The sequence below is a fragment of the Kluyvera fluvialis genome, from assembly GCF_059725275.1.
Genome location: NZ_AP046142.1, coordinates 1,946,744 through 1,970,982, shown reverse-complemented (window position 1 = coordinate 1,970,982; position 24,239 = coordinate 1,946,744). Strand labels below are relative to the sequence as shown.

At 52.2% G+C, this 24,239-nt stretch carries 26 protein-coding genes; 15 read left to right on the top strand and 11 right to left on the bottom strand.

Annotated elements, in window-relative coordinates; translation table 11 throughout:
- The first annotated feature begins 19 nt into the window (after positions 1–19).
- From fliJ to rcsA, 10 genes are all read left to right on the top strand, one after another.
- A complete protein-coding gene (gene fliJ, locus AC6I4B_RS09380) occupies positions 20–463 on the top strand; it encodes a flagellar export protein FliJ (protein ID WP_497771215.1) in 444 nt (147 codons plus the stop codon).
- On the top strand, positions 460–1,668 hold the full coding sequence (locus tag AC6I4B_RS09375) for a flagellar hook-length control protein FliK (RefSeq protein WP_497771214.1): 1,209 nt from the start codon (positions 460–462) through the stop codon (positions 1,666–1,668). Before fliJ ends, AC6I4B_RS09375 begins: the two co-directional genes overlap by 4 nt.
- 126 nt (positions 1,669–1,794) lie before the next feature.
- On the top strand, positions 1,795–2,262 hold the full coding sequence (gene fliL / locus AC6I4B_RS09370) for a flagellar basal body-associated protein FliL (protein WP_497771212.1): 468 nt from the start codon (positions 1,795–1,797) through the stop codon (positions 2,260–2,262).
- 4 nt (positions 2,263–2,266) lie between these two features.
- On the top strand, positions 2,267–3,271 hold the full coding sequence (gene fliM, locus AC6I4B_RS09365) for a flagellar motor switch protein FliM (RefSeq protein ID WP_497771210.1): 1,005 nt from the start codon (positions 2,267–2,269) through the stop codon (positions 3,269–3,271).
- Entirely contained in the window at positions 3,268–3,681 is a 414-nt protein-coding gene (fliN, locus tag AC6I4B_RS09360; protein WP_497771209.1) for a flagellar motor switch protein FliN, read from the top strand. The genes fliM and fliN overlap by 4 nt, the downstream gene beginning before the upstream one ends.
- Positions 3,682–3,778: 97 nt before the next feature.
- Complete coding sequence (fliO, locus tag AC6I4B_RS09355; RefSeq protein WP_497772080.1) at positions 3,779–4,117, top strand: flagellar biosynthetic protein FliO; 339 nt, start codon at positions 3,779–3,781, stop codon at positions 4,115–4,117.
- Positions 4,117–4,854, top strand: coding sequence for a flagellar type III secretion system pore protein FliP (gene fliP, locus AC6I4B_RS09350; RefSeq protein ID WP_497771207.1), 738 nt, complete (start codon positions 4,117–4,119; stop codon positions 4,852–4,854). Before fliO ends, fliP begins: the two co-directional genes overlap by 1 nt.
- A 9-nt stretch (positions 4,855–4,863) precedes the next feature.
- Positions 4,864–5,133, top strand: coding sequence for a flagellar biosynthesis protein FliQ (gene fliQ, locus AC6I4B_RS09345; protein WP_497771206.1), 270 nt, complete (start codon positions 4,864–4,866; stop codon positions 5,131–5,133).
- Between the two features lie 5 nt (positions 5,134–5,138).
- Positions 5,139–5,933 (top strand): flagellar biosynthetic protein FliR, encoded by a 795-nt coding sequence (gene fliR / locus AC6I4B_RS09340; RefSeq protein WP_497771204.1) that lies wholly within the window; start codon positions 5,139–5,141, stop codon positions 5,931–5,933.
- A 278-nt stretch (positions 5,934–6,211) separates the two neighbouring features.
- Entirely contained in the window at positions 6,212–6,835 is a 624-nt protein-coding gene (rcsA, locus tag AC6I4B_RS09335) for a transcriptional regulator RcsA (protein WP_497771202.1), read from the top strand.
- 54 nt (positions 6,836–6,889) lie between these two features.
- On the opposite strand, the gene dsrB is transcribed toward rcsA, so the two are convergent.
- Positions 6,890–7,078 (bottom strand): protein DsrB, encoded by a 189-nt coding sequence (dsrB, locus tag AC6I4B_RS09330; protein ID WP_497771201.1) that lies wholly within the window; start codon positions 7,076–7,078, stop codon positions 6,890–6,892.
- A gap of 185 nt (positions 7,079–7,263) precedes the next feature.
- Between dsrB and AC6I4B_RS09325 the strand changes: the two genes are divergently transcribed.
- Positions 7,264–7,458, top strand: a complete 195-nt coding sequence (locus AC6I4B_RS09325; RefSeq protein ID WP_497771199.1) for a DUF2525 domain-containing protein — start codon at positions 7,264–7,266, stop codon at positions 7,456–7,458.
- A gap of 328 nt (positions 7,459–7,786) precedes the next feature.
- On the opposite strand, the gene dgcQ is transcribed toward AC6I4B_RS09325, so the two are convergent.
- The 3 genes from dgcQ to AC6I4B_RS09310 all read right to left on the bottom strand — a co-directional run bounded on the left by dgcQ (position 7,787) and on the right by AC6I4B_RS09310 (position 10,822).
- Positions 7,787–9,493: a cellulose biosynthesis regulator diguanylate cyclase DgcQ gene (gene dgcQ / locus AC6I4B_RS09320; RefSeq protein ID WP_497771197.1), complete on the bottom strand. Its 1,707-nt coding sequence runs from the start codon at positions 9,491–9,493 to the stop codon at positions 7,787–7,789.
- 160 nt (positions 9,494–9,653) lie between these two features.
- A complete protein-coding gene (locus tag AC6I4B_RS09315; RefSeq protein ID WP_497771196.1) occupies positions 9,654–9,833 on the bottom strand; it encodes a YodC family protein in 180 nt (59 codons plus the stop codon).
- 77 nt (positions 9,834–9,910) lie between these two features.
- Positions 9,911–10,822 (bottom strand): DUF808 family protein, encoded by a 912-nt coding sequence (locus AC6I4B_RS09310; protein WP_497771194.1) that lies wholly within the window; start codon positions 10,820–10,822, stop codon positions 9,911–9,913.
- Positions 10,823–10,997: 175 nt separating this feature from the next.
- On the opposite strand from AC6I4B_RS09310, the gene yedA reads away from it, so the two are divergent.
- Complete coding sequence (gene yedA, locus AC6I4B_RS09305) at positions 10,998–11,909, top strand: drug/metabolite exporter YedA (RefSeq protein WP_497771193.1); 912 nt, start codon at positions 10,998–11,000, stop codon at positions 11,907–11,909.
- Here the strand turns inward: yedA and AC6I4B_RS09300 are convergent.
- Genes AC6I4B_RS09300 through drpB form a run of 4 tightly spaced genes read right to left on the bottom strand, consistent with a single transcriptional unit; the run spans position 11,884 to position 14,843 of the window.
- A complete protein-coding gene (locus tag AC6I4B_RS09300; protein WP_497771191.1) occupies positions 11,884–12,378 on the bottom strand; it encodes a very short patch repair endonuclease in 495 nt (164 codons plus the stop codon). The genes yedA and AC6I4B_RS09300 overlap by 26 nt on opposite strands.
- Positions 12,359–13,780 (bottom strand): DNA cytosine methyltransferase, encoded by a 1,422-nt coding sequence (locus AC6I4B_RS09295; RefSeq protein WP_497771189.1) that lies wholly within the window; start codon positions 13,778–13,780, stop codon positions 12,359–12,361. The genes AC6I4B_RS09300 and AC6I4B_RS09295 overlap by 20 nt, the downstream gene beginning before the upstream one ends.
- 34 nt (positions 13,781–13,814) lie before the next feature.
- On the bottom strand, positions 13,815–14,525 hold the full coding sequence (locus tag AC6I4B_RS09290) for a phosphohydrolase (protein ID WP_497771188.1): 711 nt from the start codon (positions 14,523–14,525) through the stop codon (positions 13,815–13,817).
- 57 nt (positions 14,526–14,582) lie between these two features.
- On the bottom strand, positions 14,583–14,843 hold the full coding sequence (drpB, locus tag AC6I4B_RS09285) for a cell division protein DrpB (protein ID WP_497771186.1): 261 nt from the start codon (positions 14,841–14,843) through the stop codon (positions 14,583–14,585).
- Between the two features lie 717 nt (positions 14,844–15,560).
- Between drpB and ompC the strand changes: the two genes are divergently transcribed.
- Positions 15,561–16,748, top strand: a complete 1,188-nt coding sequence (gene ompC, locus AC6I4B_RS09280; protein WP_497771185.1) for a porin OmpC — start codon at positions 15,561–15,563, stop codon at positions 16,746–16,748.
- A gap of 70 nt (positions 16,749–16,818) precedes the next feature.
- Here the strand turns inward: ompC and AC6I4B_RS09275 are convergent, their stop codons facing one another.
- Positions 16,819–17,715: an N-acetylmuramic acid 6-phosphate etherase gene (locus tag AC6I4B_RS09275; protein ID WP_497771183.1), complete on the bottom strand. Its 897-nt coding sequence runs from the start codon at positions 17,713–17,715 to the stop codon at positions 16,819–16,821.
- A gap of 168 nt (positions 17,716–17,883) precedes the next feature.
- Between AC6I4B_RS09275 and AC6I4B_RS09270 the strand changes: the two genes are divergently transcribed.
- A complete protein-coding gene (locus tag AC6I4B_RS09270; protein WP_497772078.1) occupies positions 17,884–19,503 on the top strand; it encodes a sensor histidine kinase in 1,620 nt (539 codons plus the stop codon).
- Entirely contained in the window at positions 19,500–20,219 is a 720-nt protein-coding gene (gene dcuR, locus AC6I4B_RS09265) for a two-component system response regulator DcuR (RefSeq protein WP_497771182.1), read from the top strand. The genes AC6I4B_RS09270 and dcuR overlap by 4 nt, the downstream gene beginning before the upstream one ends.
- Here dcuR and AC6I4B_RS09260 read toward each other — a convergent pair.
- Both AC6I4B_RS09260 and AC6I4B_RS09255 read right to left on the bottom strand, forming a co-directional pair.
- Positions 20,200–21,165, bottom strand: coding sequence for an FAD:protein FMN transferase (locus AC6I4B_RS09260; protein WP_497771180.1), 966 nt, complete (start codon positions 21,163–21,165; stop codon positions 20,200–20,202). The genes dcuR and AC6I4B_RS09260 overlap by 20 nt on opposite strands.
- A gap of 76 nt (positions 21,166–21,241) precedes the next feature.
- Complete coding sequence (locus AC6I4B_RS09255; protein WP_497771179.1) at positions 21,242–24,046, bottom strand: flavocytochrome c; 2,805 nt, start codon at positions 24,044–24,046, stop codon at positions 21,242–21,244.
- Positions 24,047–24,239 lie beyond the last annotated feature (193 nt).

Here is a 24,239-nt window from a genome sequence, read left to right as displayed (position 1 = left end):
AAGCAAGAGGATCACAAACATGGCGCAGCACGGTGCATTAGCAACGCTTAAAGAATTGGCAGAAACCGACGTAGACAACGCCGCCCTGGTGTTGGGTGAAATGCGCCGTGGCTGCCAGCAGGCGGAAGAACAGCTCAAAATGTTGATGGACTACCAGCTTGAATACCAAAACAACCTGAACAATGACATGAGTCAGGGGATAGCCAGCCTGCGCTGGCAGAACTACCAGCAGTTTATCCAAACGCTGGAAAAGGCGATTGATCAGCACCGCCAGCAGTTAATTCAGTGGAACAACAAAGTGGAACAGGCCCTGAATTTCTGGCGAGAGAAAAAACAGCGTTTGCAGGCATGGCAAACGTTACAGGACAGGCAAGCCTCCGCCGAGCTGCTGGCGGAAAACCGCCTTGACCAGAAGAAGATGGATGAATTTGCCCAACGCGCTACCTTGAGGAAACCTGAATGATCACACTGCCTAATCTTGTTGCCAGCGATGCGAACCTTGTGGGCGCTGATGCGACAGCGAAAACCACGGGCAGCCCCGAGGATTTTTTAGCGCTGCTGGCGGGCGCACTTGGCCAAACCGGTGAAACGTGCGGCGATAAAACCACCCTGCTGAGCCAGGCCGATGTTGACTCCCTGCGTGACCTCAAAGCTCAGGGTCAGTCGCTGACCAAATGGCTGGTGCAGCAGGAAGCCACGCGTTCCAGCGCCGATGTGCGTAGTGATGTTGATGCTGACATCACCCGCGAGAGTGATGCGCAAACGCTGCTCAGTTCTCTGGCGGCACACCTGAAAAGCGGGCTAACGGCCGACAAAACATCGGCCTCTGAGCACGACGCCGACGATGACGGAATAAAGAGCGAAATCAGCGATGAGGAACTCAAAAGCCTGAGCGCCTTAATGGCGATGCTGCCCGTCACGCCGCAGGTGCAACCAACGGTGAACGCCAGCGCGCCCACCAGCGCAACGGATTCGCTGAATGCGTTAACTCAGCCACTTAACCGGGGTCACGGTAAAGACGACGGTTTTGCTGAAGTGAAAGGCGCGGCGCTCGCCCCACAGCAAAGTGAAGCACGCGCCCTGCCCGCCGATTCTGCTTTTGTGATCCCAGCGCAAAAAGCAGAAGCCGAGAGCACACCAAGCCCTAGCGCACCGACGGCGACGCTGGCGCCGATAACCGGCCAGACTACCGCACCGTTGGCGGTTCCGGCCTCCGCCAGCGCCAACGTCCATGCTCAGTTAGGGACGCCGGACTGGCAGCAAAATGTCAGCCAGCACATCACACTGTTTACCCGTCAGGGCCAGCAAACCGCCGAACTGCGCCTGCACCCGGAATCGTTAGGCCAGGTGCACATTACGCTGAAAGTGGAAGATAACCTGGCGCAAATCCAGATGGCCTCGCCACATAGCCACGTGCGCGCCGCACTGGAGGCCGCGTTGCCGGTACTGCGTAGCCAACTGGCAGACAACGGCATTCAGTTGGGGCAAAGCAGCATCAGTAGCGATGGCTTCGCCGGTCAGCAACAGCAGCAATCTTCATCGCACTCTTTCGCCTCTCGCGCCGAGGCATCGGTCGCTGATAATCAGGACGATAGCGACATTTTAGCCGTACCTGCCGCGCTGCAATCCGCCGCTCGTGGCGACAATGCGGTAGATATCTTTGCTTAAACGGCCGAGGTAACACGATTATTCCCGTCTTTTCCACGCTTTGACCCGCGCGGGAGGCGGGATAATCAACGGATAAGCAGTACTAAGAGCCTAATGGGATAGGCACTAAAAGGAAGACCGCATCAAATGACTGACACCGCTATCAATAAAAAGAGCAAACGCTCTATCTGGATCCCGCTATTAGTGCTGGTAACGCTCGCAGCCTGCGCCACCGCAGGCTATAGCTACTGGCGCTTAGAGCACAAGACCGCATCTGCTGCGCCAAAAGAAGCGCCGCCACCGCCTGCGCCGGTCTTTTTCCCGCTGGATACTTTCACCGTCAACCTCGGTGATGCCGATCGTGTGCTGTATGTCGGCGTCACGCTGCGCATGAAAGGCGAATCTGACCGTGCGCGTCTGAACGATTATCTGCCGGAAGTGCGCAGCCGTATGCTTCTGCTGCTGGCTCGTCAGGATGCCACTAAGCTTGCGACCGATGACGGTAAAAAACAGCTCGCCGCCGATATCAAACAGACATTGAGCGCCCCGCTGATTGCCGGTCAGCCTAAACAGGACATCACCGACGTTCTGTACACTGCTTTTATTCTGCGGTAGAGCCATGGGCGACAGTATTCTTTCACAGGCCGAAATTGACGCGCTGCTGAACGGCGACAGCGACAATGCCAAAGAGCCGCTGGCAGGCGCGGCAAGCGACGATAACATTCGTCCCTATGACCCTAATACGCAGCGTCGGGTGGTTCGCGAGCGCCTGCAAGCGCTGGAAATTATTAACGAGCGCTTCGCGCGCCATTTCCGCATGGGGTTATTTAACCTGCTGCGCCGTAGCCCGGATATTACCGTGGGGGCGATTCGCATTCAGCCGTACCACGAGTTTGCCCGTAACCTGCCGGTGCCGACTAACCTCAACCTGATTCACTTAAAACCCCTGCGCGGCACGGGTTTGGTGGTGTTTTCGCCAAGCCTGGTGTTTATCGCCGTTGATAACCTGTTCGGCGGCGATGGCCGTTTCCCGACGAAAGTTGAGGGGCGCGAGTTTACCCATACCGAACAGCGCGTTATCAACCGGATGCTGAAGCTGGCGCTGGAAGGCTATAGCGACGCATGGAAAGCGATTAACCCGCTGGAAGTTGAATACGTTCGTTCGGAGATGCAGGTGAAATTCACCAATATCACCACCTCACCGAACGATATTGTGGTCAACACCCCGTTCCATGTGGAGATCGGCAACCTGACCGGTGAGTTCAATATCTGCCTGCCGTTCAGCATGATTGAACCGCTGCGTGAACTGCTGGTGAACCCACCGCTGGAAAACTCGCGCAATGAAGATCAGAACTGGCGGGAAAACCTGGTGCGTCAGGTACAGCACTCTGAGCTGGAGTTAGTCGCCAACTTCGCCGATATCTCGATGCGGTTGTCGCAAATACTCAAACTTAAGCCTGGCGACGTCCTGCCAATAGACAAACCTGACCGCATTATTGCCCACGTTGATGGCGTGCCGGTACTCACCAGCCAGTACGGGACCATTAACGGCCAGTATGCGCTGCGCGTAGAACATTTGATTAACCCGATTTTGAATTCGCTGAACGAGGAACAGCCCAAATGAGTGATATGAATACTCCCCCCGATGACAACAGCGGATCTGTGGACGATCTGTGGGCTGAAGCGCTAAGCGAGCAAAAATCGACCAGTGGCAAAACGGCTGCCGATGCGGTATTCCAGCAACTTGGCGGCGGTGACGTTAGCGGAACCTTGCAGGATATCGACCTGATTATGGATATTCCGGTCAAGCTGACCGTCGAGTTGGGCCGCACGCGGATGACCATTAAAGAGTTGCTGCGTCTGACGCAAGGCTCTGTCGTGGCGCTGGATGGCCTGGCGGGAGAACCGCTGGATATCCTGATTAACGGTTATCTGATTGCCCAGGGTGAAGTGGTGGTGGTCGCCGACAAATACGGCGTGCGCATTACCGACATTATTACCCCGTCCGAACGTATGCGTCGCCTGAGCCGCTAACATGAGCGCCACGCACTCTGCCCCTGCCGCACACGCTGCTGCGGCCCCGGCGAGCCATGCGGTCACTCCGGTGACCGTGGCCCACGCCAATGAACCTATGACGTCGCCGCTGATTCAGGTCAGCGGCGCGCTGTTAGGGATTATCGTGTTGATTCTCGCCGCCGCCTGGGTGGTCAAACGCGTCATGCCTGGCGCAATGAAAACCGGCACGGTCAAGGGGCTAAAAGTGAGCGCCAGCGCTTCGCTGGGTGCGCGCGAACGTGTTGTCATCGTCAACGTGGAAGATGCGCGGCTGGTTCTTGGCGTGACGGCGCAACAGGTGACGCTGCTGCATACCTTGCCGCCAGCGCCAGCGGAAAGCCCATCGCCACAGGATGCGACACCGGAATTTGCTTCACTGATGAAAAACATACTTAAGCGCCCTGGGAGATCCTGATGCGTCGTCTTTATTCCCTTGCGCTTGGCGGGCTGCTGTTGCTCTCCCCTGCGGCCTTCGCGCAACTGCCGGGGCTGATTAGCCAACCGCTGGCCAACGGCGGCCAGAGCTGGTCTTTGCCGGTTCAGACGCTGGTGTTTATCACCTCGCTGACCTTTATTCCGGCGATTTTGCTGATGATGACCAGCTTTACTCGCATCATCATCGTTTTTGGTCTGCTGCGTAACGCGCTCGGTACGCCGTCTGCGCCGCCAAACCAGGTGTTGCTTGGGCTGGCGCTGTTTTTGACGTTTTTTATCATGTCGCCGGTTATCGATAAAATATATAGCGACGCTTACCAACCGTTTAGCGAAGATAAAATCACGATGCAAGAAGCGCTGGATAAAGGCGCACAACCGCTGCGTGAATTTATGCTGCGCCAAACGCGTGAAGCCGACCTGGCGCTGTTTGCAAGGCTTGCTAACAGCGCACCGATTCAAGGGCCAGAAGCCGTACCCATGCGCATTCTGCTGCCTGCTTATGTCACCAGTGAGCTAAAAACCGCCTTCCAGATAGGCTTCACTATTTTTATCCCGTTCCTGATTATCGATCTGGTGATTGCCAGCGTGCTGATGGCGCTAGGGATGATGATGGTTCCGCCCGCCACCATTGCCCTGCCGTTTAAGCTGATGCTGTTCGTGTTGGTCGATGGCTGGCAATTGTTGGTCGGTTCGTTAGCGCAAAGTTTTTACAGTTAAGGAGTAACCATGACCCCTGAATCCGTCATGATGATCGGCACTGAGGCCATGAAAGTCGCGCTCGCGCTCGCCGCACCGCTGCTGCTGGTTTCGCTGGTGACCGGCCTGATTATCAGTATTCTGCAAGCGGCGACTCAGATTAACGAAATGACGCTATCGTTCATTCCTAAAATCATCGCCGTATTTATTGCCATCATCGTGGCCGGGCCGTGGATGTTGAACCTGCTGCTGGACTATGTGCGCACGCTGTTTACCAACCTGCCCTACATCATCGGCTAACACTTATGTTGCACGTAACCAGCGACCAGTGGCTTTCATGGCTCGGCCTTTATTTTTGGCCGCTGCTGCGCGTGCTGGCGTTGATAACCACCGCCCCTATCCTCAGTGAAAAGTCGATTCCTAAGCGCGTAAAAGTGGGGCTGGGGTTTATTATCACCGTGGTGATTGCGCCCTCGTTACCGCCGGTTGAGGTGTCTATCTTCTCGGCAAATGCCCTGTGGCTGGCGCTTCAGCAGATTCTTATCGGTATCGCGCTGGGCTTTACCATGCAGTTTGCATTCGCGGCGGTGCGCACCAGTGGTGAAATTATCGGCCTGCAAATGGGCCTGTCGTTTGCCACATTTGTTGACCCTGGCAGTAACCTCAATATGCCGGTGTTGGCGCGCATTATAGATATGCTCGCCATGCTGCTATTTTTGGTCTTTAACGGCCATTTATGGCTCATTTCTCTGCTGGTTGACACTTTTCATACCTTGCCAATTGGCGGCAATCCCATTAACAGCAACGCCTTTCTGGCGCTAACGCGCGCCGCCGGAATGATTTTCCTCAATGGCCTAATGCTGGCGCTGCCGATTATTACCCTACTGCTAACCGTTAACCTGGCGCTGGGGATGCTGAACCGTATGACACCTCAACTGTCGGTATTTGTGATTGGCTTTCCCATTACGTTAACCGTGGGAATTCTGTTAATGGCAGCATTAATGCCGCTTATTGCGCCATTTTGCGAACATTTATTTAGCGAAATATTCGATCTATTGGCAGATATTATCAGCGAGTTACCACGCCTAAATTCCCCATAGCCTCTTCCTGGTTGTTATAAGGAAATTCCTAAAGTAAATATGGAAAAACATCTACCAGCATATCGCTGACGCGGTTTATTTGTTTTTACATTATTCACATAACATAACATTTACTTTACTTTGAGATGATTCCTGGCAAATTATACGTAACTTTACGGGATAGTTGATGCCGCCTGTTCGTCTTCATTCTCATGTATTTATTTTCACAAGGTTCGTTGCGACGATGAAGTTCGAGGGCATTGGGTTAATTATCGTTACGCATTGAGTGAGGGTATGCCATGTCAACGATTATTATGGATCTGTGCAGTTACACACGGCTTGGGTTAACCGGATACCTGGCCAGCCGTGGCGTAAAAAAGAGAGATATCGGCAATGTAGACTGCGTAGACGGGCTAGCAGAACTCTGCGCTACCCGCCGTCCATCTGTCGTGTTTATTAATGAGGACTGCTTCATCCATGATGTGCAGAGTAGCTTGCATATTAAGCAGATCATTAATCAACACCCCAGCACTTTGTTCATTGTTTTTATGGCCATTGCCAATATTCATTTCGATGAATATTTGATGGTTCGGAATAATCTGTTAATTAGTTCTAAATCGATAAAGCCGGAAACGCTGGATAGTATTCTGGGGAATTATCTGAAAAAAGAAACGGCAGAGGTAAAGCAAAATAATATCTCTACCTTGTCATTGAGCCGAACAGAATCCAGCATGTTGAAAATGTGGATGTCCGGTCAGGGGACGATTCAAATCTCGGATCAGATGAATATTAAAGCTAAAACGGTATCGTCACATAAGGGTAATATTAAAAAGAAAATTAAAACGCATAACAAACAGGTTATCTATCATGTTGTTCGTCTGGCGGAAAATGTCACCTCAGGCATTTACGTCAATATGCGCTAAACATTGCACGGATAATGAAACTGGCGGTATCGCTACCGCCGGTTGTCTGAACTGTTATTCGCATTTCTCAACGAAGATCCCGTCGGGGTGACCAGACTCATTGAAGAACCAGATCCCCAGCGGGTAATCTTCCAGCGCCACCAGATACATCGTGCCTTCATTAAATGGCTCAATCGCCAGCACGACACCGGAGCGACGCGGCCCCCCATCGGTCTTGACCGTCACACGATCGTTAACTTGCATAAACGTCATCTCCTGATTGGTTTAGCCCAGTGTAGAACAAAATTCACAGGCTGGCAGCGCTTCGCTGCATAACTGCCGATTAATCCACCACTTACGCCACATCGCTCAAAAAATGAGCAAGGCTATTAAAGCGGTGTATACTTATACAGCGAGTGGAACAAAAGGTATCGATGATGAAAACAGCGATGGGCCTCAAGGAGGTAAACGTTGATGCGCTGCTGGCGGCGATCAATGAAATTAGCGAAAGCGAAGTACACCGCTCGGCCAACGATCCGCACCATGTGAGCGTTGATGGCCGTGAGTACCATACCTGGCATGAGCTGGCGGAAGCGTTCGAACTGGATATTCACGATTTTAGCGTCACGGAAATCACGCGCTAGGCAGATGGGCGAAAAAAAATCCCGACACTTCTGCGTCGGGATCAACCTTGCGTAAGCAAGAAGCATTGAAATATTCGTTACATCAGGAAACCTGACGTGACTGAAACATTATCTTCGTTTATTTTGAATGACAAGAATTATTCATTTAAGAAATAATTATGTGATAACGCTCCCACTTGCCCCTCATTTATACCAACCCATTGATAACTCACCAATAAACTGATTCTATTGGCAAAAAACGGCCTATTTTGTTTTAAGATTAATCTGAATGTAAATATTTAACATAAATTAAACTTATACTTTAAGCCACTTTCTGCTGCGCGGGCGCTTAATCTTCAGCACAAACCCGGTTACGTCCTGCCTCTTTAGCTTTGTACAAACGGCTATCGGCAACGGATTGTAAATGCTGGAAGTCATAGCGGGTCATCTCCTCACTGCTGCATATGCCCAGCGAAGCGCTGACCCGGAGCGTCTGGTTTTTACCTACCAAAATCTCACGGCTGTTAATGCTTTCGCGAATACGCTCGGCAATCGTACGCGCGTGCTCCAGCGAAGTTTCCGGCAGCACAATACAGAACTCCTCGCCGCCCACGCGCCCGGCAAGGTCATGCTTGCGGATTTTATTGCGGATCACCCGACCAATATGTACCAACACCCGATCGCCAGCCTGGTGGCCGTATTTGTCGTTGACGCTCTTAAAATGGTCGAGGTCGAGCTGAATCACCGTCAGCGGTTGCCCCACCTGCTGACAATACGCCAGCGCTTTCGCCGCGCGTTCAAACAGCGTGCCACGGTTATACAGGCGAGTCAGCATGTCGTGCCAGGCTCGCCACTCCAGCGAGTCCTGCAACGTTGACATGTTGCGCACCATGCGGCGAATCACCAGCCAGGAGATCAGCAACATAGAGGTAAACAGCAGCCATAGTAGAGTCAGTGCGATACTGATACTGCCAAAATCACCGCGAATCCCCTCATCCAGGCTATGAATGCGTAGCAGCACACCGTCAAAATTACGCAGTTTTTCCCAACTGATATAGCGTGAAAGCTGGCGCACACTGCCTTCATTGGCCAACTCGTAGCCGTGAGCCAACTGCGCCTGAACTTCTTGCGAAAGCTGCGTTTGCCGTGATTTTTCCTGTCCCGAGGAGGCAATCAGGTTCATCCGTCGGTCATACAACTGGTACTCGCCCTCTTCCTCGTCTTCTACCGATTGCATCAGGAACTGGGTCATTTCATTAACCGATAGCTGAATGGCAAGCACGCCAAACCAATAATGCTGGTAGTCCAACGGGACTGCCGCCGTCACCTTTTGGGCAACCGGCGTTTTATCGTGGCTAAAAGAGGTGCTCCAGCGCACGCCACGATGTGGGTTTTCACGCTGCGATTGCCTGGTAAACCACGGGCTGGTCGCCAGGGCATAATAGTCTTCCGTAATATTGCCGCCCTTATCTTCTTCCGAGCTGAGGTAAAACCCAGCGCGAGAGACATACAGCATGTGGCTTTCAAAACGGGATACCGACTGGTGAGTTAGCGATGAGAGGCGTAGTAAATAGCCCAGCTCAATGGCCGCCATAAATTCATTACCCAGCAGCGCGTTATCACGCGACAGCAGATTGGTGTGGCTTACAAATGCATCCGACACGCCGTTTAGCGCCAGCGTGCGGTTATTGTTCAGAGAGATACGCCAGTCTGGTTGTCCGCGCTTGTACTCAAACTCTTTTTCTGCGGTGCGCAGCACTTCAAAAGCCAGAGGCATCTGGAGGGCAGATTGCATCCCATTGCGGAAAAAAAGCAGGCGGTCAGTGTTGAACTGAAGCTGCGCGTCCATATCGTTGGCGACGTTTTTCAGGTTGTTTCTCTGGCTGGAGATGTAGGCCTCTTCCAGCACGATGGTTTCACGCCAGGTCAGGATTGTCGAAAAAAGCAACACTATCAAAAAACAGATGTTGACCACCCGTTCAGGACGAATACGACGGGTGACTCTTGCCCACCAACCGGTTGCCGTGGGGGGTGTCGTTACGGTTACGGGGCGCACAGAATCCCCCAAAATTGACCGCGAATCTCTCTCGCCCTAAAACGTTCTACACTGACCTGCTGCTGATAATTCATGGTGCTCCACTGCGACACGCTACGACAAAAGAGTCAGGCTAAGCCAACTCAAAGCGCCCGGCTGACGCCGGGCGTAGACGCGGTCATTACGCCTGTTCTTGATTACGAATATCGCCGGGGATCAGTTCGTCTTCACGGAATGCTTCCCGCTTCACGCCGAACCCATCATACCAACGGCACTCAACCATCCCGCTGGCATACCCCGTCACGACCATCCGTGGCCCTCCTTTTTTGGGCCGAACTTCATCACTGACCAAAAAGACCATTATTGCCTCCGGTATCAGGGTGAAACTGTTTCACCTTAGCCGATTCCTCAGCGCTTTGCGTACCAGGACCGCACTTTTTATACACTCGCCTTACGCCAGCGCGCGATCATCGTGACCGCAGCCAATACGACCGCGCCAATGATAAAGCCCAACAGTAAGTTCGCCAACGTTGGGATAATCAGCGCCAGCCACGGCATTTGCTGGGCGGAAAACGCTTCAATGGCATGGTGCACGGGCACAACGCCATGCACCACAATGCCGCCACCGACCAAAAACATCGCCAGCGTGCCCACCACCGACAGCGTTTTCATCAACCACGGTGCGACCACCAGCAGGCCTTTCCCCAGCCCTTGCGCCAGCGCATTGCGTTTTTCAACCAGCCAGTAGCCCATATCGTCAAGTTTAACAATAACGCCCACCAGGCCATAGACACCAATAGTCACCAGCACGGCAACGCCGGATAAAACCAACACCTGGTTAAGCAACGGCGCTTCTGCCACGATGCCTAACGTGATAGCGACAATTTCGGCCGATAATATAAAGTCAGTGCGAATGGCCCCTTTCACTTTATCTCGCTCGTAGCGGCCAGGATCCTGCTGAGCCAGCGCGTCCAGGCGCTGTTGACGTGCCTCATCACCGCCCTGGTGCTTGCGCGCGTGCAGGGTGTGCATCACTTTCTCGACGCCTTCAAAGCACAGATACGCCCCGCCAATCATCAACAGCGGCGTCACCGCCCAAGGGATAAATGCGCTAATCAGTAGCGCCAACGGCACCAGAATCACCTTATTCAGCAGCGATCCTTTTGCCACGCTCCATACCACCGGCAGCTCGCGATTGGCGCGCACACCGGATACCTGTTGGGCATTAAGCGATAAATCATCACCCAGTACACCAGCGGTTTTCTTCGCTGCTAATTTGCCCATTACCGAGATATCGTCCAACAAGGTGGCGATATCATCTAATAGGGTCAATAAACTACTTCCGGCCACTCGCTACATCCTTCATTTTTGTCGTGTTATTCCAGTATGAAGCAAAATGACGTTCTGCGTAAGAGATACATATTTGCAACATAAAAACAACGCCATAGTGCGAATTAAAGAACTCGCCAGCACGGTAGTTTTGTCGTTTACTATCTGCCTGCTTGCTATTTTGCCGTGAGGAAGTATGCGTTCTAAAAATCTGTTGCCGCTGATCGGCGCGCTATTCGCATTGTATATCATCTGGGGTTCCACCTATTTTGCCATTAGTATCGGCGTCGCCAGTTGGCCACCGCTGATGATGGCTGGTGTCCGTTTTCTCGCTGCGGGCGTGGTGCTGATGCTATATCTGCTGGCGACAGGCCACCGTTTACCGCCACGCAGGCAGTTGCTGAACGCCGCACTGATTGGCGTGTTGCTACTGGCTGTGGGTAACGGCATGGTGACGGTGGCTGAACATCAGCATGTACCTTCCGGGATTGCGGCGGTCATGGTCGCGACAGTTCCCTTATTCACCCTCTGTTTTAGCCGCTTTTTTGGTATCGCCACCCGTACACTGGAATGGCTCGGCATTGCTATTGGCCTTGCCGGAATTGTGATGCTCAACAGCGGCGGCAACCTTAGCGGCAATCCGTGGGGGGCGATAATGATTCTTATCGGTTCAGTCAGTTGGGCATTCGGTTCGGTCTACGGCTCACGGATAGTGTTACCCACCGGTATGATGGCAGGCGCAATCGAAATGCTGGCGGCCGGCCTGGTGCTAATGGTTGCCTCGGTTTTAAGCGGTGAGCGCTTAACCACCCTGCCGGATCTGCGCGGTTTTCTGGCGGTGGGTTACTTGTCGGTATTTGGTTCGATCATCGCCATTAACGCCTACATGTATCTTATTCGCAATGTAACGCCTGCGGTCGCCACCAGCTACGCGTACGTTAACCCTGTGGTCGCAGTGCTGCTGGGCACAGGCTTCAACGGTGAGCGACTCTCGAGTATTGAGTGGCTGGCGCTGTTCGTTATTATTGCCGCCGTGGTGCTGGTGACGCTGGGTAAATACTTGTTCCCGGCGAAAAGCGTGGCTATTGCGTGCCAGACGCAGAAGTAAAAACCAGGCTCGATATGCCTTGAATCCCTATCTGCGCGCTGCCATCGCCGCCGCAGATCCACTCTTCCAGCCGTTCACACAGCGCAGCGTCGGTGAGTTTTTCTCGCCCACGCAGCGCGCACTCCCAAACGACCAACACCCGCCATCCCAGTGCTATCAACTGACGGATATCGCGCTCATCACGCGCGGTATTGGCGGCTATTTTGGTTAACCAGAATTCGGTGCGCGTCGCTGGGACTTTAAACAGGTAGCAGTCATGGTGATGCCAGAAACAACCGTGGGTAAAAATAACGCAGCGGTAATCGCTGAGGGAGAAATCGGGGCGGCCTGGCAGGCTGGTATCCTGCGCTTGCCAGCGCAGGCCAAGATTATCCAGCAATGCCGCCATCCGTTTTTCAATGGCGGTGTTATGCGTACCGATGGCGCGCATATTTTTACTGCGAGTGGCCTTATCGTGAACGTCCGCCATCACGCTTATCCATATCGCGCAGCGCTACAGCCTGCAAAATCCGTGATTCCAGCAAGCGCGCCACCGCCGCAAAGACAGGGACAATCACCGAGTTACCAAACTGGCGATAGGCCTGGGTATCCGAAACCGGAATACGGAAACGGTAGCCCTGTGGCGACTCAAAGCCCATCAGGCGCGCACATTCACGCGGCGTCAGGCGACGTGGGCGACGCTGTTGATTGCGTGGATCATCAAAATCTTTCTCACCCAACTGGCGATCCCATCCTCTATCCACCAGGATCTCCGCGCCATCTTTGTAATAACGCGCCGACAAGGTACGCGCGATGCTGCTGGCTTTGGTAGGGTCTACCAGCCCGTAGCCAAAGCCGTTGCCCTTCTCCTGGTGCTTACGCGCATAACGGTATAAATACTTCCACAGTATCGGGGTCAGAATAAATTTGGCCTCTATCGTCGGCTCAAGCAGTTCGCCAAAAGTCGGCCGATGCGCGGGGTAAAACGCCGGGATATCACGCAGCGTAAATCCTTTGTGCAGGCCTAAATCGCGACGAAAACCTACCATCACAATGCGCTCACGGTGCTGCGGTAAAAAGTGCTGCCCGTCGATAATTTTCGGGTCATCTGCGCCAGTCTCTGCCGCATCAGACACTTCATAGCCCAGCTCATCCAGCGTCTGCATAATAATGCGGAACGTTTTACCGTTATCGTGGCTCTTGAGGTTTTTGACGTTTTCCAACACAAAAATCGGCGGTCTGCGGGCATCGATAATTCGTACTACATCAAAAAATAGCGTGCCCTGAGTGTCACAGGCAAAACCGTGCGCCCGCCCCAGCGCATTCTTCTTTGACACCCCCGCCAGCGAGAATGGCTGACAAGGGAAGCCTGCCAGCAAGACATCATGCTGCGGAATAGACGCACGGATATGCGCGTGCGCCTCGCTGTCGCTAATTTCTGGCCGGTTGCTGAGCGTGACGTCGCGAATATCAGCATTAAACTGGTGCGCCTGCGGGTCGCAGTACCAGTTCGCTTTATAGGTTCGTACCGCGTGTTTATTCCACTCGCTGGTGAATACGCACTGCCCGCCAATGGCTTCAAAACCATTGCGAATACCGCCGATACCGGCAAACAGATCGACAAAGCGGAATGCATAATTCGGATGATGCGCGGGCGGTTTTGGCAGCATCGCCGCCAAATGCGCGCACTCGGTGTCACTCAAGCGCGTATTCGCCTGGCCTAACGTAACCACCCGTTTGACGATAGCAGGGCTCCAGTGCTGTTCACCAACGGAAGCCAGCTCAGCCACAACGGTCTTAAGACTGTAAATCTCCAGAATATGCTGTAGCAGCGACTGAGCATCTGGCTCCGGGGTCGCGGCTACCTCGTTTAATAAGACTCGTTGTTGCATAAAATTGACCAGATACAAAAAGATAAGCCTGAGATTACCACAATTCACCGTGGCCTTGTGGCGCAAATCGCCGTAACACATCGCTATCAAGCGACAGCGGATCACCGGCTAACTCGGCGCTGAGTTTTGCCATAAACTGCACCAGGAAATCGGCATTGTGCTGAGCCATTTCGCGCCCTTTTGCCGTTTGCATAGTCGCGGGCAGGCGCAATAATTTGGTCTGAAAATGGTCAAGCGCATAGGCTTTATCATCTAACGCGCGGCGATCGGCAAAGGGATCGTCGGCATCAAACAGCGCCGTGTTCATACTGCCGGAAACGGCAAACACACGTGCCAGGCCAATCGCGCCCAGTGCTTCTAAACGGTCGGCATCCTGGACAATTTTAGCCTCAAGCGTTTGCGGCGAGATTTGGGCGCTAAAGCTGTGCGCTTCAATAGCATGAGCCACATCAGCGTAAAGCTCAGGAGGGAAATGGGGGAAATCACGCGCCAAAATATCCAGCGTCTGTTGGGCGGATAAACGCGAGGAACGCGCCCGATCGGGGTGATTTTTCGGCAAACTCACCAAATCATGGAAATAACTGGCGAGCAGAATGACCTTAAGATTGACCGGCTGCGCCTCGGCGATGTGCTGTGCGGTACGCCAGACCCGACGGAAATGCGCAATATCATGCGAGGCATCTCCGCCGGTGTAATGTTTATCGAACCAACGCTCAATATCGTGCTGCCATACTGCCAGGCTCATCTCTTTTTACCATCGTTAGAGAACAGGCCTTCAGCATAGCAATATTAGCGATGAGGTTCATGCTCGCGGGCGAGTATACCAGGCGATACCGCCAAGCAGTGAGCCGACAACGCTAAGCACTGAAAATCCCAGTAGTGCACCCAGCCATTTACCGCGAGTGGAGGCAATCTCTCCGTCGATGGTGGCACCAGGGATGCTTTGTACATCGCTGATGACCCATATATAGTGCGCCATCGCCCAGAAAAAGTAGCCGCAAAATGCGTAAAAGACCCAAAGCGCCAGTTTGCCACCGGGGCCGCGACTCATATTTTCTTCCATAAAAACACTCTCATCACACAGATAATACAAATAGCGACAACAACTAGCCCACAAGGGCGTGATGTCCGTCACATTATAACGATTTAAGCATCATGAGGTAGCCTCTGGGAAGTGATTCAGGCGATGAAGTGCCGCTCTTTTGATCTTCGGCAAATTTGTCCTTAGCCAAACATTTAGCAAAATAGATGCTGCGGCCGTTGACCGCATTCAGATTGTCACTGGTTGGCGGTTAATTCGTCGTATAATGGATGCATATATACAAATTATATTTATATAATATTTTTTAAATTCATTAAACGGATGTGAAAATCAGAAAATAATTGCTTTATTTCTAATTTAAGCCATGCCATTATCATTCTTGTTATTAGCCTTTTGTTATGCATCAGATATTTTTACACTTACATCCTTCCCGATTGTATGCCAGTACAGTCGGGATTTTTTTGTTTATCCCCCTCATTGGCAAATACATCACCCAAATAAACACACAACACAAAAACATCAACAAAAACATATGCATGCTTATATTTCAATAAACCACACAAATAAATACACAAAACTCATATTATATTTTTATGTCAGAAATATCTTGAAATGTTTTATATAACTCTATTACATTTATATCTTAAAATAAATTGAACTCCACATATAGTATTCAGACCAGTAACACCGAATGACGTTACTTATATTCACATGCGTTATTATGCAAAGGAAAATATAATGAAAATGAAAGCACTGGCACTGTTAGTTCCTGCTTTATTAATGGCTGGCGCGGTAAATGCGGCAGAAATGTATAATAAAGACGGTAATAAAGTTGATCTGTATGGCAAAGTCGACGCGCGTCATACTTTCTCCGACAACGCTGGCGATGACGGCGATGAAACCTATGTACAGATCGGTTTCAAAGGCGAAACGCAGATCAACAGCGAATTGACCGGTTATGGTCAATGGGAATACAAAACCTACGCTAACGATACCGAAGGCGCTGGTGACAAATCCTTCAACCGCCTGGCGTTCGCAGGCCTGAAGTATGCCGGTATGGGCTCCTTTGACTACGGTCGTAACTACGGTTCCGTGTACGACATTGAAGGCTGGACCGATATGCTGCCAGTCTTCGGTGGCGATTCCTATACCTGGACCGATAACTTTATGGTTGGCCGCGCCAACGGTGTAGCCACCTACCGTAACAGCGACTTCTTCGGTCAGGTCAACGGTTGGAACTTTGCGTTGCAGTACCAGGGCGCGAATGAAGACGGCTCGAACAACCAAGAAGGGACTAAAAATGGTCATAACGACGTTCGCTTCCAGAACGGCGATGGCTACAGCATGTCCACCACCTTCGACTTCAGCGACGCCGTACCTGAAATTGCAGGCTTCAGCATTGGTGCCGCTTATGCAACCTCCGATCGTACCAACGACCAGGTTGGCTATCGCGGTGTCAAAAACGTCTATGGCAATGGTAAAAACGGCAGCGTGAGCGCTGGCGGTGATGAAGCTGACGTCTGGACCATTGGTGCAAAATATGACGCTAATAACGTCTACCTGGCAATGATGTATGCGGAAACCCGCAACATGACCCCATTCGGTGATGATGGCATTGCCAACAAAACACAGAACTTTGAAGCCGTAGCGCAATACCAGTTTGACTTCGGTCTGCGCCCATCTCTGGCATGGGTCTATTCCAAAGGTGTTGACGTTGGCGTGCATTACAACAACAGCGGTTCTTACCTGACCGATCAGGATCTGGTTAACTACATTGATGTTGGCGCGACTTACGCCTTCAACAAAAACATGTCCACCTACATTGATTACAAAATCAACTTGTTGGACAACGACTCTAACTTCTATCAGGCGAACAATATCGCAACTGATGATATCGTCGGTGTTGGTCTGACCTACCAGTTCTAATGTATGACTAAAAATATAGCCCGCATCATGCGGGCTATATTGTTTGTGGATTTCATACTCTCCGTCTGAATTATGGCGCTTCCTGTAATGCCATCCGCACAAAGCCGTTGTTTTGCGCCAACAGTTCATGCGCTTTCCATGCATCCATTCCGGTGAGCACAATTACAATGGCAGTCTTACAGTGATAGTCACAGCTTTCCAGCGCCGCTTTCGCCACCGCACGTGAACACCCGCCCGCTTCCATCACGATAGCAATCTGACGCTCGGTCATGTGGGTATTGCTGTTGCTGATATCCACCCGCATATTGCTATAAACCCGGCCACTGCGGATAGCCAGCCCGGTTGTCAGCATCGACAAAATCATCCGCTGTGCGCTAATCGCTTTCGGGTTGCCATACCCCGCAACCACCTCCGCGCCGGTTTGCGGAGCAATCACAATATCGGCAAGCTCTGTCGCTTCGTTTTGCAAGTTACGGGTAATCACCGCGCGCGTCGCGCCTAATGACCACGCGTGACGCATCGCGCCCCACAGCCACGGCGTTTTACCGCCAACCGTCAGCGCCACCAGCATATCGTTTTCCGTGAACCCAATGGACTGGAGGTCCAGCACTCCCCGATTATAATCGAGAGCCGCCTCGCTCATATCGTGCAGCATCGCCAACGCCCCACCGGCAATCAACCCCACAACAGGGTGTTTCTCATCCGGTGCAAATTCGTTGGCAGTCAGAATCGCATTGCGACCGGATGCCCCCGCCCCGGCTATCACCACACGGCCACCGCGACTCAACGTTGCCACCGCGCTGTCAACCAGGCGGGCAATCTCGTCAAGACAAGGGGTTATCGCATCGGGGATACGTTTATCTTCTTGGTTGATAACGTTTAACATATCGCGGGTCGCCAGCCGGTCGATCTCAGCCGTCGTTGCACTGCGTCTTTCCATGACTGAACCTGCAAGCTTAGTGCTCATAAACGGACTCCTTATTATGGGTTCTTCACCAATACTAAAGTGTTTTGTATCAATAGCTCTGCGAGAACGGTCACAAACAGAGGTTTAGCTTTGTAAGAGCGTGACAGCTTTAAGAAATCATATACTTCGGCGATAATGCGTTTTTGCGATTGATAAATGAAGGTTTTAATGCGCGAATTGCAGCAGCATCCGCCCCACCCGAAGCGCCCAATCAAGCTCAGTACACTGGTCACGCTGATGGTTTGCAGCATCATTATTTCCGTATTGCTGGTGGTATACGCCTTCTATTTTGTGCAAGTCACTAAAACCACCCGCGCAGGCGTCGAAGATACCGCGTTTGCCATCGCCCGCACATTAGCCGATTCGCCAGAAATTAAACGTGGGCTTCAGGGCACACCGGAACAAAATATCATCCAGCCACTCGCAACCGTCGTACAGCAGAGAAACGGGCTGTTATACGCCGTCGTGACCAACATGGATGCCGTGCGTTATTCGCACCCTAATGCCCATCTGATTGGTCAACATTTTATTGGCGAAGATATTAAGCCTGCGCTTTCCGGCAAAGAGAACTGTTCGATTAATCACGGCGTTCTGGCTGAGGCGCTGCGCGTTTTCACGCCTATTTATGACGAGCATAAAAAACAAATAGGCGTGGTTATCGTTGGGATCTCGCTACAAAAAGTCAGCCAACAAGTTAACAGCGCACGCCTGGACGCCATCTGGTTTATTTTGTTCGGCGCGGTTGTCGGCACGCTCGGCACCTGGGGACTGGTGCGGGTGCTGAAAAACATTCTGTTTGGCCTTGAGCCACACGAAATTTCCAGCCTCTTTGAGCAGCGCCAGGCCATGCTGCAATCACTGCGCGAAGGGGTTATCGCCGTGGATGATAAAGGTCGGGTGACACTGATTAACCAAGCCGCGCGGCGGATTTTATTCTCCGTTGAAGCAACAGCACTTGGCGCGACGCGTCACGCACCGCTGCTGGAAAATTTGAAAGAGGTATTAGCCAGCGGTAACGCGATTAAAGACCAGAAGATTGGCTGCAATGGGAGGTTGCTGCTGTGCAGCACCGTGCCGATACGTAATAACAAGCGGGTCATTGGTGCGATTAGCACCTTCCGCGATAAAACCGAAGTCAGCCAGTTAATGAAGCGAATGGACGGTCTGGTGAATTATGTCGATGCCCTGCGCAGCCACTCCCATGAGTTTATGAACAAGCTGCACGTGATTCTGGGGCTACTGCATATGAAAAACTACGATAAGCTCGAAGACTACATCTTGCAGACGGCGCAGAATTATCAGACTGAAATTGGTACTCTACAGCACAAGATCAAATCACCGATTATCGCCGGTTTCCTGCTGGGCAAAATCAGCCGAGCCAGAGATGCTGGGATCTCACTTGTCTTATCGGAAGAGAGCCTGATCCCTGATAACCCGAATGAACAACAGGTTGCCGTGCTGATTACGGTACTCGGCAACCTGATTGAGAATGCTCTTGATGCGATGGCCAATCAGCGCGAAGGCGAAATTAGCCTGCTGCTGCATTACCAAAATGGCTGGCTGAGCGGTGAGGTCAGCGATGACGGCCCGGGGATCGCCCCGGATCAGATCGACGCTATTTTTTATAAAGGATTTTCAACCAAAGGTGAAAACCGTGGGGTTGGGTTATTTTTGGCGCGCCAGCAAATAGAGAATCTTGGCGGCACGATCACCGTCGAGTCAGAGCCTGGCGTCTTTACGCAATTTTTTGTACATATTCCCTGGGACAGCGAGAGGAACAGCGCGTGATTAATGTTTTAATAGTCGATGATGATGCCATGGTGGCTGACCTTAACCGTTGTTACATCGAAAGAGTAGATGGCTTCGTCTGCTGTGGTATCGCCTCTACGCTGCAACAAGCCCAGGACAAAGTGCTCGACACCTCCCAGCCTATCGATTTGATTTTACTCGATGTGTATATGCAACTGGACAACGGGCTGGATCTGCTGCCCGTGGTGCGTAACTCTGGGCGCGCTATTGACGTGATTATGATCTCCTCCGCGTCCGACGCTGCGACAGTGCAAACGTCGCTGCGCTATGGCGTGGTGGATTACCTGATAAAACCGTTCCAGTTTCCGCGTTTCGAAGAAGCATTACTGAGCTGGCGTGAGAAAAAACAGTTAATGGGCAGCCATGCTTATTACGAGCAGGCTGACGTAGACCGACTTCTGCACGGCGGCGCGCCGGAATTAGCCGACACTAAACGGTTGCCAAAAGGTTTAACGCCGCAAACGCTGCGTACCTTGTGTCAATGGATAGACGCCCACCCTGATATGGAATTTTCAACTGATGACCTGGCGCAAGCGGTGAATATCTCACGCGTATCATGCCGTAAATATCTGATATGGCTGGCACAAATCAATATTTTATTCACCAGCATTCATTATGGCGCAACCGGCCGTCCGGTGTACCGCTACCGTTTACAGCCGGAACAATACGGTTTGCTTAAACAGTATTGCCAGTAAGGCAATAGCCGTTATCCAACAGCGTGAAGCGATAATGGTGGGATGAAGACAGCACCACCTCTTTCGCTTTGGTGACAAAAATCGCTTCAATATCTGGCCGTGAGCGCAGCGCGGCACAGCCTTTCTCAACGCCCATGCCGTACATTAGCGTGGTCCAGATATCGCCATCGATGGAGTCGGTACTGACGATAGTCACGCTGTCTAACTCGTTGTCCAGCGGATAACCGGTGCGCGGGTCGAGAATATGGTGATACACATGGCCATTGTGCTCAAAGAAACGCTCGTAAACGCCAGATGTCACTACTGATTTGTTCTCAATTTCCAGTGTGCCGATCATCGCGCCAGCGGTAGAGAACGGTTTTTTTAAGCCAATGGCCCACCCCCCCTCTGGCGTTCCTAGCGTTTGCACGTTGCCGCCAAGATTAATCAGCCCCTGAGCCACGCCCTCTTTGCGCAGATAATCACGCACTCGGTCAGCAATATAACCTTTGGCTATTGCGCCCAAGTCTATTTCCATTCCCGGTTGCGCCAAATAAACGCTCTGTTGCGCGTCATCAAGCACCACTTGCGTTGGGTCAGTAAGGGCCAGCAGGCGCGCAATATCATCCGCCGGGGGCACACTGTCACCGCGAAAACCAATACGCCAGCGTTTCACTAACGGGCCGATAGCCAGATTAAACGCACTCTGCGGCAGCAAGCTGGCGGCTTTGGCGCATTTGATAAGGGAGTAGACCGCGCTGCTCACCTGCACCGGATGTTTACCGGCGGCATGGTTGATATCCATCACCTGCGAATGAGCACGGTTGACGGTGAGCAGGTCTTCATACTGTTTGATTAAGCGGAAAACGCGTGAGGCGAGCGGCTCATTATGAGCGAAAAGTTTGAGCAGAATGGGAGAGCCCATTAGCACGGCTGAATAACTGTAAACCCTTGCGGAATCAGACATCAACTTCCCCCTTGTTGAGACAAACTGCCCGGCGTCGCAACGCTTCGCCGGGCTACAGGGCTATGCCGTGGGTGAATTATGCCGACTCAAGCATAGCCCAGGGTTCCTGCTCTGCACGAAGCGCGGCCTGATGACCGGCAAGCGTACCAAAGATAATAATATCAGCAACAGCATTACCGCCAATTCGGTTGCCACCGTGGATACCGCCCACCACTTCACCGGCAGCATAAACACCAGGAATAACCTGTTTGTTTTCATCCAGCACACAGGTGTCGGTGTTAATGGTCACACCGCCCATAGTGTGGTGCACGCCTGGCGCAATCTGAATGGCGTGGAATGGCCCTTCGTTAATTGGCGCGCGCAGTGCAGTTTTACGGCCAAACTCTTCATCGTCCTGTTTTTCAACAAAGCCGTTGTAACGGGACAGTGTCGCCAGGAAGGTTTCTTCATCGAGGCCCAGTTTAGCCGCCAGCTCGCTCACCGTGCTCGCGCTGGTCACCAGACCTTTCGCAATGTACTCGTCCGCCGCTTTGTTTTTGGTACGAACATGCTCATCGAACACGATGTAAGCATAGTGCTCAGGCAGAGCAATAATCGCCGCCGAGACTTTATCGCGAGTTTCCATTTCGTTGAAGAAACGGTTCCCTTTTTGGCTCACCAGAATCGCCCCGCCGCCACGGATAGACTCAGAAACCAGGTAAGACGTTTTCTGTTCTACCGTTGGGTGAATCTGAATTTCGCCCATATCGACCGTACCTGCGCCAATACGTTCCAGAAGAGCGATACCGCCGCCCGTCGCACCTTTATGGTTAGTGGTCACGAAGCCTGCCAGATCCGGGCGATATTTCACCACCATTTCACTGTTAGCACTGAAACCACCGGTTGCCACGATGATGCTACGGGTCTGAATGGTCAGGTTTTCCTGTTCGTCAGTCAGCAGACGAACGGCAGAAACTTCACCGCCCTCCATCACAATATCGACCACAGAAGTGTCAAGCATGACATCAATCTGACGTTTTGTGACGTTACGCACCAAACCGCTGATCAGATAGCCGCCCACCGCAGAACCGTCTTTTGGACGGTGAGTACGGTCAATGCTCATCCCACCGGTAGTGGTGATGTCGTTCAGCATAATGCCGCGATCGGCCAGCCATTCAATCGCCTGAGGCGCTGTTTCAACAAAGCGACGCAGCAGCTCTGGGTTGTTTTTGTTTTTACCGCCTTTCAGCGTTTCTTCGTAGAACAGCTCTTTGCTGTCCTGAATCCCTTTCACACGCTGGAAGCGCGTTTCTGCGGCGTTCATCCCAGCGGACGCTTTAATGGTGTTACCGCCAATGGTTGGCATTTTTTCGACGATCAGCACGCGAGCGCCGTCGTCGTGTGCCTGAATGGCGGCTGCCAGGCCAGCGCCGCCGCTACCGACTACCACGACGTCGTAAGCCTGTGGCGCACAATCTTCACCACCCTCTTCAGCTTGCAGCGCTTTACTGGATTTCACCATCGCTTTAGAAACGGCTTTTTTCACCGCTTCGCTCTGACTGGTCGCACCGGAAATAGCGTCAACGTGTGGCGTGTTAGCGTCCAGAATGCGGGAGCGAATTTCTTCAAAGCTGGTCACGAATTCAACATCCTGATCGACACCGCTTGCCAGTTCGATATCCGCGATATGGTCGGTTTCGAGGCTAACGTTAATCACCAGTTCGCCCGCTTCGTCCTGCACTTTCTCAACAAACACGCCCGGCTTGAATTTAGACACCGTCATGCTCATATCGCGAATCATCGCTTCTACCAGCGAGAAGCGCCACAGTGGTTCGGGGATATTCAGCGCTTCACGCTGCGTACTATCGATAAACAGATCCAGCGTCTGGCTGTCAGCAATGCGATCGGCCCAGTCTGGGTAAGCGATACAAGCACGGCCTACGGCAACCAGGTCATAACCGTGCGCCATCGCCGTTTCAATATCATCTTCATTGACGACACCGCCCACGCCCATCACCGGGATTTGCGCCAGTGTTTCAGAACGCATCGCAACGTATTTTTCAATCAGTGGCGTTGGATCTGTGGTATCCACAATAGACGAACGCAGTGTTGCGCCGACGGAGAAGTGCAGATAATCCAGGCCGCGCTCGGCCAGTTTTTCCAGCAGGTACAGGGTGTCGTCAAAACGAATTCCCGGGACTTCCATCTCTTCTGGCGAGAAACGGTAACCGATGATGAACGCATCATCAGCGTACTGGCGTACCATTTTATGGGTGATTTCCAGCACCGCCAGCGGGAATTTAGCGCGGTTATCGCGGCTGCCGCCCCACTCATCATCACGTTGGTTAGAGTTTGGGGAGTAGAACTGCTGGATCAGGTAGGTGTTCGCACCGTGCAGCTCAACGCCATCAAAGCCTGCCTGGATCGCGCGGCGAACGGCGTCACCAAATTTCCCCACCATGGCAGAAACTTCTTCGGAGGTCAGCGCAACAGGGGTTGCCGCACCATCACGCGGAGCCGCGACAGCGCTTGGGCCAACCGGCGTACGGCCACCAATCAGTTTCGGATCGACCATACGGCCACCGTGATAGATTTGCAGCAGTGCTTTGGAACCCTGAGATTTAATGGCTTCGGCGATTTTCGCCAACCCCGCGATTTTGTCGTCGCTATCAATACCCAGTGCGCCAGGGAAAGCCAGACCTAAATCGTCAACAAAGCAGCACTCTACGATGATTGTCCCAATGCGTCCGGCACGAGCACGGTAGTATTCGATAAGTTCGCTGCTCACGGAACCGTCGTAATACCCTGAACACGTTGTCATGGGAGCCATGAATAAGCGGTTTTTTAGCTCGGTGCCATTCGGTAATGTAAAGGAGCTGAGTACGCGATGATCATTGTTCATAATAGTTAACTCCAAACTTTAAAAAATAAATTCGAGAATTCGGGATCGGGCTGCATTTGAGTTATTTGTTTTGCCGATATCATGCTATTAATATAGCGATAAATTTAGTTACGAAAGCTATTACGTTAGTTAAAAAACTATTTAATCCCATGAATAACACCAGTACCTCCATAGTGTTATTAATTAAATTATA